The organism is Streptodolium elevatio (genome assembly GCF_053592165.1).
The window spans coordinates 158,358-171,012 of sequence record NZ_JBSFVE010000004.1; the positions used below are offsets into that span (position 1 = coordinate 158,358).

Genomic DNA, 12,655 nt, shown 5'->3' on the forward strand with positions numbered 1-12,655 from the left:
TGTCTGCCAAGTGTTCGAGCACGGCATACCCGAGGGGCTTCCCATGAGCATCTACACCGCCATCGCCACATCCGCCGGCCGCGACCAGCGCGCCGTCAGCTCCGACGGTCAGCTCGACGTTCAGCTGGGCCTGCAGAAGGAGCTGGGCGGCACCGGCGTCGGCACCAACCCGGAGCAGCTCTTCGCGGCCGGGTACGCGGCGTGCTTCGCGAGCGCCATGCAGCTGGTCGCGCGCCGCCAGAAGGTCGACGCGGCGGACGCCTCGGTGACCGCCGAGGTCGGGCTGGACGCGAACGGCGAAGGCGGCTTCTCGCTGTCCGTGACACTGCGCGTCGAACTGCCCGGACACCTGTCCGAGGCGGAGGGGCGCGCACTGGTCGAGGCGACGCACCAGGTGTGCCCGTACTCGAACGCGACGCGCGGCAACATCCCGGTCGAACTGGTCGTCGAGTAGGCGCGGCAGGTCCGTCGTCCGCCCCGCCGCGGCGCGGCACCGCGTGCGGTCCCGCGCCGCGGCCGAGGACCGCGATCCCTTCAGCACGGCTTCAACAGGCCTCAACACGGCTTCAACACGGCCTCTTCAGGTCGAGTCGACGAACTCCGCTATCGCTCTGGCCAGTTCGTCCGGCTGGTCCTCCGGTATCAAGGTGTAGCTGTCGGTGATCCCGACGAACCGGGCATCGGGGAACAGCCGCGCGAGGCGGCGGCCGTGGTCGACCGGCATCATGCGGTCCTCGACGGCCCACACGATCAGCACCGGGCGCTCGAACCGCTCGCTGCGCCGGGCGAGTTCCAGCAGGACCGTGCGGCTCGGCACGGACCGCGCGTACTTGCCCAGGTCGCGGCGCACCTGCCGGTTCGTGGTCGCGGGCCGGAACCAGGCGTCCATGACCTCCTTGGGCACCGGGCGCTTGCTCATCCACCCCCACCCGCCCGGCGCCCGCCGTACCGCACGCAGCCTCAGCGCCTGCATCACCAGGAACAGCCCGCCGGGGATGTGCGCCGCGACCGACAGCGGCCGGGCGGGCCGGGGCGGGTAGTTCTCGAACGCCTCGGACGAGGTGATGACCAGACGCGCGACGCGGTCCACCGAGCCGACCGCGATCAGCATCTGGGCGCCGCCCCAGTCGTTCTGCACGAGGGTCACCTCGTGCAGGTCGGCGGCCTCCAGGAACTCGCCTATGAGATGGCCGAGTCCGGTGAGCGAGAGATCCGCGTCCTGGTTCATCGGCCTGCGGTGGCCGCCAAGCGGGAGCGTGGGCAGTATGCAGCGGTAGTTGTCGCGCAGACGGTCCACGACGTGCCGCCACACGGTGCCGTCCATGGTCAAGCCGTGCAGGAAGACCAGTACCGGGCCTCGTCCCCCGGTGTCCGTGTACTCGACGGTTCCGGCGGACAGTTCCACTTCGGGCATGGCTCACCTCCGTGTCGACGTGTGCGACCGGCTCACGGCAAGCATGCCCGTCCGAAGGCCGCGAATCCGCAGATACTTGACTGTGTCAGACGCCCGTGGTCCGATGCGCGGCATGAGCGAGCAGAGCGGAGCAATGGCACGGCCGCGCACGTCGACCCGCGACACCGGGGAGGCGCAGGCCGCCGTACGCGCGTGGCTGCGCACCCGGGTGCCCGATCCCGACGCGGAGGTCCTGGACCTCGCCGTCCCGTCCGCGAACGGCATGTCGAGCGAGACGCTGCTGCTGACCGCCCGCTGGACCGAGAACGGCGGACCCGTCGAGCGCCGTCTCGTCGTACGCCTCGCGCCCCGGGTCGACGCGATGCCGGTCTTCCCGCGCTACGACCTGGCCGCGCAGTTCGAGTCCATGCGGCTGGTCCGCGACCACGTACCGGTCCCGGACGTGCACTGGTACGAGCCGGACCCGGCGCCGCTCGGCTCGCCGTTCTTCGTGATGGAGCGCCTGGACGGCCGCGTCCCGCCGGACATCCCGCCGTACGTCTACGGCTCGTGGGTCACCGAGCTTTCCCCGCAGGCGCGTTCGCGCATGCAGGACGCCACCGTCGAGGCGATCGCCGCGCTGCACCGCATCCCTGACGCCCCGTCACGCTTCGCGTTCCTGGACCGGGAGACGCCGAACGGCCGTTCCACGCTGCGCCGCCACGTGGACGCGACCCGGGCGTTCGCCGACTGGGCCGCCGCCGAGCACCCGTCGCCGCTCATCGACCGGGGATTCGCCTGGCTGGACGCCAACTGGCCGAGCGAGGAAGGCCCGACCGTGTTGTCCTGGGGGGACTCCCGGGTCGGCAACATCATGTACACCGAAGGCACCGACGCCCTGCCCGCCGCCGTCCTCGACTGGGAGATGGCCGCACTCGGCGTACCCGAACTGGACCTCGCCTGGCTGGTCGACCTGCACCGCATGTTCCAGACCGGTGCCGAGCGGCGCGGCGTACCCGGCCTGCCGGACTTCCTGCGTTGGGACGACGTGGCCGCCCGCTACGCGGAACTCACCGGCTACCACCCGCGCGACGAGGAGTTCCACCGCGTGTACGCGTCGCTCCGCATGTCGGTCATCTCGCTGCGCACCCAACTGCGCGCCGTGCACTTCGGCGAGATCGCGATGCCGGACGATCCCGACGACCTCATCCGCGCCCGCTGCGACCTGGAGGACCTGATCACGGCGTGAGGCCCCCGGACGCGCACCCGGCCGAAGCCGTCGCGCGCGTCCGGAGCGGTCCGCGGAGAGAGTTCAGCCGCCGACCTTCGCGGGCAGGTCCGACGCCCGGATCTGGGCCGCCCACGGGTAGCGCAGCGGGTCGATCAGCCGGTACGGCGCGTCGACCACCACCTCGGTCGCCGCGTCGTGCGGTTCGGCCGCACGGAGCCGCGCCGCCACCGCGGCCTCGTCGCCCTCGACGAACACGATGTCGAGTTCGAGCCCGTCGCGGGTGCCCGAGGCCAGCGACCACACGCCGTGCACGCCGTCCAGGGCCACCAGGCGCCCGGCACGCGCACGGGCCGCCTCGGCTCCCCCGCGCCGCTGGGTCACCACGATGCCCGTGTGGCCCACGAAAGCGACCTCGTCGGCGGGCAGGCGGATGGCGCCGTCACCGGTGGCCGTCACGGTCGCGAACACGTCGCCGTCCCGCACCGCCTTCTTGTCGGCCGGGAACTCCATGCGCCCGGCCGCCACCAGCACGTCGCGCAGTCCGGTCATGCCCTGGAACGCGGCGACGGGGTCCCCGAGAAGCGTGTAGATGGTCAGGAACGTCGACCTGCCGCCCGCGAACGGCGAGCCTTCGGCGGCGATCCGGGCGTCGTGCAGCTCGGGCGGCGCGACGTACCGCCTGCTCTGGACGACACCGTCCAGCAGCAGGTTCGGCGGTGTGTGCTCCAGGTCGTACCAGCGGTTCCAGTCCTCTATCACGTCGGCGTCGCAGTCCAGCGCCGCGAATATGACACCTGTCGGTCGCATACCGGTTGCTCCCTTCCACCACTGACTGGCTTTGGCCTCCGGCCACGTGATCCGGCCCGTCGTCACCGGGCCGGCACCCGCAATCTGGCCGTCGGCGGAGTCGCGATGACACAAGCGCATAATGCCCCGGCCGTCGTCGGCTTCCCAGCACGTCCGTGCCGGGGGTCCGGGAGGAAGCAGCCTGCGCGGGGGCGCGATGCCGGGGCAACCGAGCGACCGCCTTCGAAGGATTCGGCCCTCGGGCAGGTGAACGCCGCCGAGTCGGAGCGCCCGGGGGCTTACTCCGGCTTGGTCGGGGCGGGCACGTCGGTGCCGGTCTTCGTCCGTCCGACCACCTGCGGCAGCGGGCCCTGCGGCGCTGCCGCGGGTACGGGAACCACGAGTTGGCGGCCTTCGGCGGTTCCGGTGACGGGCCCCGTGGCGCTCACCCCGACGATGTCCCGGCTGCCCGCCGCGACCAGGAACCACGCGCCCGTGCCGGACTGCCACCACGTGAAGCCCACGACGTCGTTGCCCGACCTGCTGCACAGCGGCGCGTCCCGCACCGCCCCAACCGTGCGCGTCGCCGCCGCGTCGGCGCCCGGTGGCGTGAAGACGACGTTGACGGTGCCACCTCCGACCCGGTCGAAGCCGTGCAGGCACGACCACGTCGCCTCGCCGTTCGGCGCTTCCGGCAGGGCGAAGTGCGCGAACTCCCAGTTGTTGACCAGGCGGAGGCCGTGTCCGCGCAGATCGGCGAGCATGCACGCGGTCAACGACCAGGCGTTGAGTGCGCGTTCGCTGGACGCCGCCTCGGACGGACGGCCGGTGTGGGTGAATTCCGGCGGTGGCATGTAGGTGAGGTGGGTAGCGGCCAGTCCGCCGAGGTCGGCGACCAGGTAGGGGTTGCCGTCCGCGGCGCGCGTCGCCCGCAGTTCCAGTACGCCGACTCTGGCGCAGTCCGCGACGTCGAGCAACGCCGGTCCGGTCACCCCGTCCTGATCGACCGTCAGCGGACGCGGCGAAACGCCGGGGCTGCGCAGGTCGCGGACCTGGGCCCCGGTCACCCAGGGCGCGAGCAGCAGCCGCACCCCGTCGGCGCCGCGGGTGAGGACGACCGCCGAGGCCGAGCGCGCGTCCGAGTCGTCGGCGGCGCCGACCGCGAGGGTGCGGACCTGCCCCGCCTCGGTGTAGCGGGCGAGGCGCGTGGGGTCGGCGAGCAGGACGACCCGTTCGCCGCCGACGTCGCCCGCGAAGAGGATGCGGGGGGTGCCGACGGGCGGCCCGGGGGTGGTGCGTACCTCGGTGTGCGGGGTCAGGCCGGGGTCCGGTGTCTGCCACGCCCGCACCGCTCGGTCCGCCAGGGCCGCGTCGCCGGCCAGCGGGCCGCGCGTGCTCCAGACCGCGAAGTCGAGCCGGGTGGTCGACGCCCACGCGTCCGGCGCGACCCGCACGGGCGGCACCGACGCGGCCACCGGCGCCATCGGGGCGCCGACGGGCGCACGGGCGGGCCGCGGGTCGCCGTCGGCCAGGACGACGAGTGACAGGGTCACCGCGAGCGCGGTCACGGCCGCGCCCGCGGCCGTGTGGCGCCTGCGCCGACGGCGCAGCAGGTCCGACGCGCTGACCCGGACCGTGCAGGGGTCCAGCGGCCCCGCGTCGACGAGTTCGCGGACGGGGCGCCTGGAGCCGGGTGCGGACGCGCCGGCCCGCACCGCCTCCGCGACCGCGCCCTCCGGGTCCGCGGCACCGGCGTCCGCGAGCACCGACGCCACGTGGTCGGCGGTGAGCCCGGCGGGGAAGAGCAATGCGTACGCGGCACGGCCGAGCGGCGTCAGCGCGGCGACCTCGCGCTCCACCGCGAGAGCGTCGGGGTCGGCGGTCACGGTGAAGAACCGCAGGCCCCACACCCGTGGCAGCAGGCGGCGCCGGCGGCGTCCGGCGTACCGCAGCGCGCCGCGCACGACGCGGGCGCGCAGGCCGTCCTCGTCCAGCGGCTCGGCGCCGCGGCCGGGCAGGGCGTCCTGCACGATGCCGTGGGCGGCGAGCACCCGCCCGTGGCGCCCGTCCGACGGCGGCAGGATCAGGTACGCGGTGCGCGTCAGTTCCGCATAGTGGCGGACCAGGACGGCCTCGGTTCCGCGTACCCCCGCACCACCCGGCCCCCGCACCCGTGCGCCGAAGTACGCCGCCGCGGCACGCCGCCGCCACGCGTCCCGTGCGTTCTCGCCGTCCATCGCTCCCGCCCCTCCACCCGCGCCGTCGTCCCCGCGGCGGATCCGGCGATCGGTTCCACCACCACGCTGGGCAACGAGCGCCGCCCGAATGGGTCACCAACGGATAGGACAATCCTGTTAGTTGGACCGAGCGGGTGGCGTCCTCCGGGCGTCCGGGCGATTCTCCGCGGCGGCCCGCGGCGACCCCGGCACAGTGGGCGAATGACCGAGCGATCCGCGCCCCCGTCGGCCCCGAGCGGCCCGCCCGCGCGCTACGACGATCTGCGCGCACTGTTCGTCAACTGCACGCTCAAGCGCTCCCCCGAGGTGAGCAACACCCAGGGCGTCGTCGACATCAGCCGGCTCATCATGCGCAAACACGGCGTCACGGTGGACGAGTTCCGCGCGGTCGACCACGACATCGCCACCGGCGTCTGGCCGGACATGACGGGCCACGGCTGGGAGACCGACGCGTGGCCGGAGTTGTACGAGCGGGTCATGGCCGCCGACATCCTGGTACTCGCCGGCCCCATCTGGCTGGGCGACAACAGCTCGGTCACCAAGCGTGTGATCGAACGCCTCTACGCCTGCTCCGGAGAACTCAACACCTCGGGCCAGTACGCCTACTACGGGCGCGTCGGCGGCTGCCTGATCACCGGGAACGAGGACGGCATCAAGCACTGCGCCGCCAACGTCCTCTACAGCCTCCAACACCTCGGCTACACCGTCCCGCCGCAGGCCGACGCGGGCTGGATCGGCGAGGCGGGGCCCGGCCCCTCGTACCTCGACGAGGGGTCCGGCGGGCCGCAGAACGAGTTCACGAACCGCAACACGACCTTCATGACGTGGAACCTGCTGCACCTGGCCCGGCTGCTCAAGGACGCGGGCGGGATCCCGGCGTACGGCAACCAGCGCAAGGCCTGGGACGCGGGCGCGCGCTTCGACTTCGAGAACCCCGAGTACCGCTGACGACGCCGACAGCCCCGATACCCGGCACCTCGGCGCCCACTGGGTACGCCGGGGCCACGACCGGCGGGTTCAGTCGCGCGGCGGGGACTGTTCGGGGAGCGTCGCGGTGTCCAGGAAGAACGCGTCGATGCTGCGCACCGCCCGCGCGAAGTCGTCGAGGTTCATCGGCTTGGTGACGTACGCGTTGCTGTGGTTGCGGTAGGACGCCGCCACGTCCTCCGGAGCCCCGGACGTGGTGAGCACCACAACCGGGATCGCCTTCAGCTCCTCGTCGTTCTTGAGGACGTGTAGCAGCTCGCGGCCGCTCATGCGCGGCATGTTGAGGTCGAGGACGATCAGGTCCGGGGTCGTCGTCGAGGGATCGCGCAGGTATTCCAGCGCGGCCACGCCGTCGGGCACGCGGGTGATCGCCCGGGTGTCGCGTTCGCTCAGCGCTTCCTGGATCAGGACGGCATCGGCCGCGTCGTCCTCCACCAGGAGGATGTCGTAGCCGTGCCGGGCGATGAGGGGGACCATCGGATCGCTCGGGTCCTTTCACGACGGTGCGGGGTGTGCCGTGATCGTACGCGGAGTCTGGTGCCACCGGGACCCGTCGGCCAACCCCCGCGGACGTACGCGCGCGGTGCGGCGCGACGGCAAGGGTAGGCCCCGTGCTCACCCTCAGACAACAACCGTTGTCAGGGATGCGGGTATCGTGTGCGGCGCCGCGCAGGCGCCGCACGCCTCGACGGACGACACGGACAGGGAGGGGCCAGCGCGTGAGGGGATTCCGCAGTCGCGGACGCCAGTCGTGGACGACCCGGCGCTGGCTCATGACGAGCGTCATGGCCGCGCTCACCGTGTTGCTCGTACTCGGGGCGCTGGGCGCCTGGGTCCTGAACCGGGCCTCGGCGGTCACCGACCGGCTCACCGATCGCAGTTCGCCCGCCCTCATAGCCTCGCTGCGCCTGGAGAAGGCGCTGCTCGACCAGGAGACGGGCATACGCGGGTACGGGCTCTCCGGCCAACTGTCCTACCTCGAGCCGTACATGCGGGGTGTGGAGGAGCAGGAGTCCGTGGTCGGGGTCCTGCGGCCGCTGCTGGACGACGATGCCGCCGGACAGGCGGATCTCGCCGCGGTCCTCGCCGCCGTGGAGCGCTGGCAGGCCGACATCGCCAGGCCGGTGGCCCGGGTGGAACCCGGCACCTTGACCGCGGCGCTGGTCGAGCGCGTCGAGGCCGGCAAACCGCAGTTCGACGCGGTGCGCGCCGCCGCGAAGACGCAGCAGGAGCACCTGGAGCAGGCCCGCCGGACCGCGAACCGGGACCTCGACGAGGTCGAGATCCGGCGCAACGCGATATTCGGGGCCATCGCCGTGGTCATCCTGGTACTGGCCGCGCTGGTCTTCGAAGGCCTTCGGCGCGGTGTGACGATCCCGCTCGAACGCCTGTCGTCCGACGCACGCAGCGTCAGCCACGGCAACTTCGACCACCCCATCGAGGCGAACGGCCCCGCGGACCTCCAGCAGCTCGCCCTGAACGTCGAGGGCATGCGCCGGCGCCTACTCGCCGAACTCGACTTCACCCTCAGGGCGCGGGCCAAGCTGGACGAGCAGGCGGAGGATCTGCGCCGCTCCAACGCCGAACTGGAGCAGTTCGCGTACGTCGCCTCGCACGACCTCCAGGAACCGCTGCGCAAGGTGGCCAGCTTCTGCCAGCTCCTCCAGCGGCGCTACTCCGGCCAGTTGGACGAGCGCGCCGACCAGTACATCGAGTTCGCCGTGGACGGCGCCAACCGCATGCAGGCGCTCATCAACGACCTGCTGGCCTTCTCCCGCGTCGGACGCACCGACGGCGACCACGACACGGTCGACCTGGAGCGGACGTTCGCCCGCGTCGCCGACACCATCAGCTTCGCCGTCGAGGAGAGCGGGGCGACGATCACCCACGATCCGCTCCCCACGCTCACCGCCAATCCGACACAAATGACCACGCTGTTCCAGAACCTGCTCTCCAATGCCGTCAAGTTCCGCGATCCCGAACAAGCCCCGCACGTACACGTGTCGGTGACCCAGGATGGCGACATGTGGGACTTCGCGGTGACGGACAACGGCATCGGCATAGCCCCCGAGTACGCCGACCGCGTCTTCGTCATCTTCCAGCGGCTGCACGCCAAGGACAGCTATCCGGGCACCGGGATCGGGCTCGCGATGTGCAAGAAGATCGTGGAATTCCACGGCGGCGAAATCGGGGTCGACCCCGGCCATTCCCCCGGGACCCGGATCACCTTCACACTGCCGGTGTCGGACGGTCCCGACGACGGGACGGACGACGAGACCGGCGACGAGACCGGCGACAAGATCGACGAGGGGACCCAGGCCGATCCCGACGCCGGGAGCGAGACCGGGGTCGACACCGGGGACGACCGAGACGGAGGCCGGAAGTGACAGGCCCTCTGCCGGAACCCGCCAACAGGGCGGACCGGGCCGAGCGCGTGCCCGCGACCGCCGAGGCGCCGTACCGCATCCTGCTGGTCGAGGACGACCCCGGGGACGCCCTCCTCGTCGAGGAACTGCTCGCCGACACCGGGCTCGAGCCCATCCTGCGCTGGAAGAAGACGCTCGCCGACGCGCTCACCGAGATCGGCCGGCAGGCGCCCGACGTCGTACTGCTGGACCTGCACCTGCCGGATGTCTCGGGGGTGCCCGCGGTCGGCGCGGTGCAGAACGCCTGTCCGACCGCCGCCGTCGTGGTGCTGACCGGCCTGGCCGAGTCCCGCGCCGCAACGCAGGCGGTGGCCAGCGGCGCGCAGGACTACCTCGTCAAGGGCCAGGTCGAGCCCGATCTGTTGAGCCGGGTGCTGCGGTACGCCATCCAGCGCAAGCAGGCCGAACACGCCAACGCCGAGCTGCTGGAGAACCGCATCCACGCGCAGGAGAACGCGCGCCTGGAGCGCGGCCTGCTGCCGGCCCCGCTCCTGCGCTCACCGGAGGTCGTGGTCACGAGCCGCTATCTGCCGGGTCGTCAGCGCGCGCTGCTGGGCGGCGACTTCCTGGACGTCGTGCAGACGGCGGACGGGCGCGTGCACGCGGTCATCGGCGACGTCAGCGGTCACGGTCCGGACGAGGCCGCGCTCGGCGTACTGCTGCGCATCACCTGGCGCGCGCTGACCCTCGCGGGCCATCGGGGCGTCGAACTCATGAGCCTGCTCGAAGAGGTCCTGGTGGCGGAGCGCCCGCGCTCCGACATGTTCACCACCTGCGCGACCGTCGTCCTCGATCCCGAGACGGACCTCGCGACGGTGACGCTGGCCGGGCACCACCCGCCGCTGCTGTGCGCCGACGGCACGGCGCGCGAGATGGACGCGGCGCTGGGCATCGCCCTCGGGATCATGCCGGGGCACGGGGTCTGGCGGCCCACCGAGTCCCATCTGCCCGGGGTCGACGCCCTGTTGCTCTACACCGACGGCCTCATCGAGGGGCACACCGGCCGGGGGCGCCGGCGGCTCGGCACGTCGGGTCTGATCGACCTGGTCAGCGGGGTCTCCGAGACGGACGCGGACGGTCTGCTGGACCACCTGGTCACCACCGCGCAGCACCTCAACGCGGGCCGTCACGCCGACGACCTCGCGGTGCTGCACCTGGCGTGGTCCGCGCCGGGGACGCTGCCCGCGCAGCGCGGACGTTGAGCGGACATCGGGCAGGGCCGGGAGGAGCCGCGGGCGGGCGTCCGCACGGCAACAACCGTTGTCGTACGGCGGGCACGGCGCCTAGGGTGGAACGGCGGGCGGAGGTTGGCGTGCCCGTGCGGATACGGTGCGTTCGCCCGTCCGCCCAGCCGGGAACGGGTCAGACCGGGTTTGTCATCCGGGCCGTTGCCTCTTGTGAGTGGAGTTCCCGATGGCCGGACGACCCTTTGACATCCTCTTGGTCGAGGACGATCTCGCGGACGCGCTGCTGATCGAGGAGGCGCTGCTGCGCGGCGGCACGCCCCGGCGGATCGCCCAGGTCTCGGACGGCGTCGAGGCGTTGGAACGCCTCAACGACCCGGACGCGCCGCGCCCCGACCTCATCCTCCTCGACCTCAACATGCCGCGGATGAACGGGCGCGAACTGCTCCACGTCCTCAAGAACGACGAGAAGCTGAAGGTGATCCCGACTGTGGTGCTCACCACATCGGGCGCGCCGGAGGATGTGGCCGCCGCGTACCGGAATCACAGCAACGCGTACATCACCAAGCCGGTGAATCTTGACGATTTCACCCATGCGGTGCGCAGCATCGACGCGTTCTTCCTCGACACCGCGGCGAGTCCGAATTCTCCTGAATGACCACCTTTGCCGGAGCCAATCCGGCTGGTCGCGGAAGTCGCCTCGGAAATTCCCGGCTTGACGGAGTTTCAGCTCGGCTGATTGGGTATGGCCCTGTCAGGTCGCCGAGCCCGCCGAGCGGGCGCCCGACCACCAGGGCGGTACAGGTGCCGCCCGCCAAGGCACGCGACACGTGCCGGGGCTCGCTCGCCTGAAGAAGCCGGGCGCATAGCGAAGCCCTCACCCACGGATGTGCCGTGCGCACACTCCGGTGCCGATACCGCCTCTGCGGTGTGCCGGAACGCGCCGACCGTGGGTCTTCGGACTCTTGAGGAGCCGAATATGTCCGCGCCCACCAGCGCTGTCGCTCAGTCCACCACGCAGCACACCTCGCGGATCCCCGCCGGCACCGCCGCGCGTACCACCACGCGCGCCACCAGCCGCACGTCCACACCCGACGTCCGGAAGCTGTGCCCCGAACTGCCTTCCCGTGAAGAACTGCGCTCCCTCGACAAGGCCCAGGTCCGCCAGCTGACCGAGCAGTTGCTGCGGCGGCTGCGCAGTCTGGACCACGGGTCCGAGGAGTACAGCCGCGTCCGCGGCACCGTGGTCGAGCTCAACACCGCCCTTGTGCACTACGTCGCGCGGGGATTCGCGCGGCGGCGGGCGGCGTACGACGACATCTTCCAGACCGGGACCGTCGGCCTGCTCAAGGCCATCGACGGCTACGACGTGGACCGCGGTTCGGAGTTCGCCTCCTTCGCGCTGCCGACCATCTCCGGTGAGATCAAGCGGTTCTTCCGGGACACCTCGTGGGGCGTCCACGTGACCCGCACGCTCCAGGAGCGCTTCCTCGCCGTGACGCGCACCGTCGACCAGCTCGAACAGGACCTCGGCCGGGAGCCCACCGCGCCCGAGATCGCCGCGTGCCTCGACATGACCGTTCCCGAGGTCAACGAGGCCCGTGAGGCGTCCCGCGCCTACCTGGTCGACTCGATCGACGCCGCACCGAGCGGCAACGACGGCTCGGGACGGGACCGCACGCCGCTCGCCGACATGCTCGGCTACGACGAGTCCGAATTCTCCCTGGTCGATTTCCGGGAGTCCGTCAAGCCGCTCCTCAGCGCGCTGCCGCAGCGCGAGAAGCGCATCCTCGAGATGCGTTTCTGGCAGGATCTGACGCAGCGTGAGATCGGGGAGGAGCTCGGCGTGTCCCAGATGCACATTTCGCGGATCCTGAACACGACCCTGACGCGGCTGCGCCGCCAACTGGAGGCCGACGTCATGCCCCGCCCCCGCGCGCTCCACCAAGCCGCCTAGCCCGCGGCGCGCGAAGCCGCGGAAAGCCGATGCACAAGACTCCCGAGACACTCGTCGTCGAACTTGACGGCTCCGCGGGTTCCGTACGCGGCGCACGGCAGGAGACCCACCGTTTCCTCGCCGACGCCGAGCGGACCGCCCGGATCGCCCCGGACACCGCCAGGGACGTCCTGATGGTGGTGGGCGAGCTGGTGGCGAACGCCTGTCGGCACGCGCCGGGGCCGTGCCGGCTGAGTGTCGAGGTCGCATCGGATTCGGTCGACGTCGCCGTGCAGGACTCCGGGTCGTCCCGGCTCGGTCCGGCACGGCGGCGTCAGCCGCCCGGCTACGGGCTTTGGATCGTCGCGCGCCTCACCAAGGGCATCCATGTGCTGCCGGTTCCCGGCGGCAAGGTCGTCCGGGCGTCCGTCCCCCTGGCAGGATGAACCGGACGGGAGCACCCGGGGAGGAACCG

General features: G+C 71.9%; 12 protein-coding genes. 8 read left to right on the forward strand and 4 right to left on the reverse strand.

Annotated features, from left to right (window positions below; all coding sequences use genetic code 11):
• Window positions 1-43 precede the first annotated feature (43 nt).
• Complete coding sequence (locus ACWD12_RS10395; RefSeq protein WP_358348881.1) at window positions 44-454, forward strand: organic hydroperoxide resistance protein; 411 nt, start codon at window positions 44-46, stop codon at window positions 452-454.
• Between the two features lie 126 nt (window positions 455-580).
• On the opposite strand, the gene ACWD12_RS10400 is transcribed toward ACWD12_RS10395, so the two are convergent.
• Window positions 581-1,414, reverse strand: coding sequence for an alpha/beta fold hydrolase (locus ACWD12_RS10400; RefSeq protein ID WP_358348884.1), 834 nt, complete (start codon window positions 1,412-1,414; stop codon window positions 581-583).
• Between the two features lie 112 nt (window positions 1,415-1,526).
• On the opposite strand from ACWD12_RS10400, the gene ACWD12_RS10405 reads away from it, so the two are divergent.
• Window positions 1,527-2,642, forward strand: a complete 1,116-nt coding sequence (locus tag ACWD12_RS10405) for a phosphotransferase family protein (RefSeq protein WP_450099177.1) — start codon at window positions 1,527-1,529, stop codon at window positions 2,640-2,642.
• A gap of 63 nt (window positions 2,643-2,705) precedes the next feature.
• On the opposite strand, the gene ACWD12_RS10410 is transcribed toward ACWD12_RS10405, so the two are convergent.
• Complete coding sequence (locus ACWD12_RS10410) at window positions 2,706-3,431, reverse strand: hypothetical protein (protein WP_450099178.1); 726 nt, start codon at window positions 3,429-3,431, stop codon at window positions 2,706-2,708.
• A 278-nt stretch (window positions 3,432-3,709) separates the two neighbouring features.
• Window positions 3,710-5,647 carry a hypothetical protein gene (locus ACWD12_RS10415; RefSeq protein WP_450099179.1) on the reverse strand — a complete coding sequence of 646 codons (1,938 nt, stop codon included), beginning with the start codon at window positions 5,645-5,647 and terminating at the stop codon, window positions 3,710-3,712.
• Window positions 5,648-5,848: 201 nt separating this feature from the next.
• On the opposite strand from ACWD12_RS10415, the gene ACWD12_RS10420 reads away from it, so the two are divergent.
• Window positions 5,849-6,595 carry a flavodoxin family protein gene (locus tag ACWD12_RS10420; protein ID WP_450099180.1) on the forward strand — a complete coding sequence of 249 codons (747 nt, stop codon included), beginning with the start codon at window positions 5,849-5,851 and terminating at the stop codon, window positions 6,593-6,595.
• Window positions 6,596-6,664: 69 nt separating this feature from the next.
• Here the strand turns inward: ACWD12_RS10420 and ACWD12_RS10425 are convergent, their stop codons facing one another.
• Window positions 6,665-7,111, reverse strand: coding sequence for a response regulator (locus ACWD12_RS10425; RefSeq protein WP_450099181.1), 447 nt, complete (start codon window positions 7,109-7,111; stop codon window positions 6,665-6,667).
• 296 nt (window positions 7,112-7,407) lie between these two features.
• On the opposite strand from ACWD12_RS10425, the gene ACWD12_RS10430 reads away from it, so the two are divergent.
• The 5 genes from ACWD12_RS10430 (at window position 7,408) to ACWD12_RS10450 (ending at window position 12,626) form a co-directional block, all read left to right on the forward strand.
• Window positions 7,408-9,021, forward strand: coding sequence for a sensor histidine kinase (locus ACWD12_RS10430; RefSeq protein ID WP_450099375.1), 1,614 nt, complete (start codon window positions 7,408-7,410; stop codon window positions 9,019-9,021).
• Window positions 9,018-10,262, forward strand: a complete 1,245-nt coding sequence (locus tag ACWD12_RS10435) for a SpoIIE family protein phosphatase (RefSeq protein WP_435838980.1) — start codon at window positions 9,018-9,020, stop codon at window positions 10,260-10,262. The genes ACWD12_RS10430 and ACWD12_RS10435 overlap by 4 nt, the downstream gene beginning before the upstream one ends.
• Window positions 10,263-10,473: 211 nt before the next feature.
• The gene (locus ACWD12_RS10440; RefSeq protein WP_358348908.1) at window positions 10,474-10,902 is read left to right on the forward strand and encodes a response regulator; all 429 of its coding nucleotides are present in this window, start codon (window positions 10,474-10,476) and stop codon (window positions 10,900-10,902) included.
• 321 nt (window positions 10,903-11,223) lie between these two features.
• Window positions 11,224-12,201 (forward strand): SigB/SigF/SigG family RNA polymerase sigma factor, encoded by a 978-nt coding sequence (locus ACWD12_RS10445; RefSeq protein ID WP_450099182.1) that lies wholly within the window; start codon window positions 11,224-11,226, stop codon window positions 12,199-12,201.
• A 29-nt stretch (window positions 12,202-12,230) separates the two neighbouring features.
• On the forward strand, window positions 12,231-12,626 hold the full coding sequence (locus tag ACWD12_RS10450; protein ID WP_358348913.1) for an ATP-binding protein: 396 nt from the start codon (window positions 12,231-12,233) through the stop codon (window positions 12,624-12,626).
• The last annotated feature ends 29 nt before the right edge of the window (window positions 12,627-12,655 follow it).

Excerpts from the sequence above, each read along its gene's own strand:
- ACWD12_RS10395 (WP_358348881.1), top strand. The coding sequence starts at position 44 with ATGAGCATCTACACCGCCATCGCCACATCCGCCGGCCGCGACCAGCGC.
- ACWD12_RS10400 (WP_358348884.1), bottom strand. The coding sequence starts at position 1,414 with ATGCCCGAAGTGGAACTGTCCGCCGGAACCGTCGAGTACACGGACACC.
- ACWD12_RS10405 (WP_450099177.1), top strand. The coding sequence starts at position 1,527 with ATGAGCGAGCAGAGCGGAGCAATGGCACGGCCGCGCACGTCGACCCGC.
- ACWD12_RS10410 (WP_450099178.1), bottom strand. The coding sequence starts at position 3,431 with ATGCGACCGACAGGTGTCATATTCGCGGCGCTGGACTGCGACGCCGAC.
- ACWD12_RS10415 (WP_450099179.1), bottom strand. The coding sequence starts at position 5,647 with ATGGACGGCGAGAACGCACGGGACGCGTGGCGGCGGCGTGCCGCGGCG.
- ACWD12_RS10420 (WP_450099180.1), top strand. The coding sequence starts at position 5,849 with ATGACCGAGCGATCCGCGCCCCCGTCGGCCCCGAGCGGCCCGCCCGCG.
- ACWD12_RS10425 (WP_450099181.1), bottom strand. The coding sequence starts at position 7,111 with ATGGTCCCCCTCATCGCCCGGCACGGCTACGACATCCTCCTGGTGGAG.
- ACWD12_RS10430 (WP_450099375.1), top strand. The coding sequence starts at position 7,408 with ATGACGAGCGTCATGGCCGCGCTCACCGTGTTGCTCGTACTCGGGGCG.
- ACWD12_RS10440 (WP_358348908.1), top strand. The coding sequence starts at position 10,474 with ATGGCCGGACGACCCTTTGACATCCTCTTGGTCGAGGACGATCTCGCG.
- ACWD12_RS10445 (WP_450099182.1), top strand. The coding sequence starts at position 11,224 with ATGTCCGCGCCCACCAGCGCTGTCGCTCAGTCCACCACGCAGCACACC.
- ACWD12_RS10450 (WP_358348913.1), top strand. The coding sequence starts at position 12,231 with ATGCACAAGACTCCCGAGACACTCGTCGTCGAACTTGACGGCTCCGCG.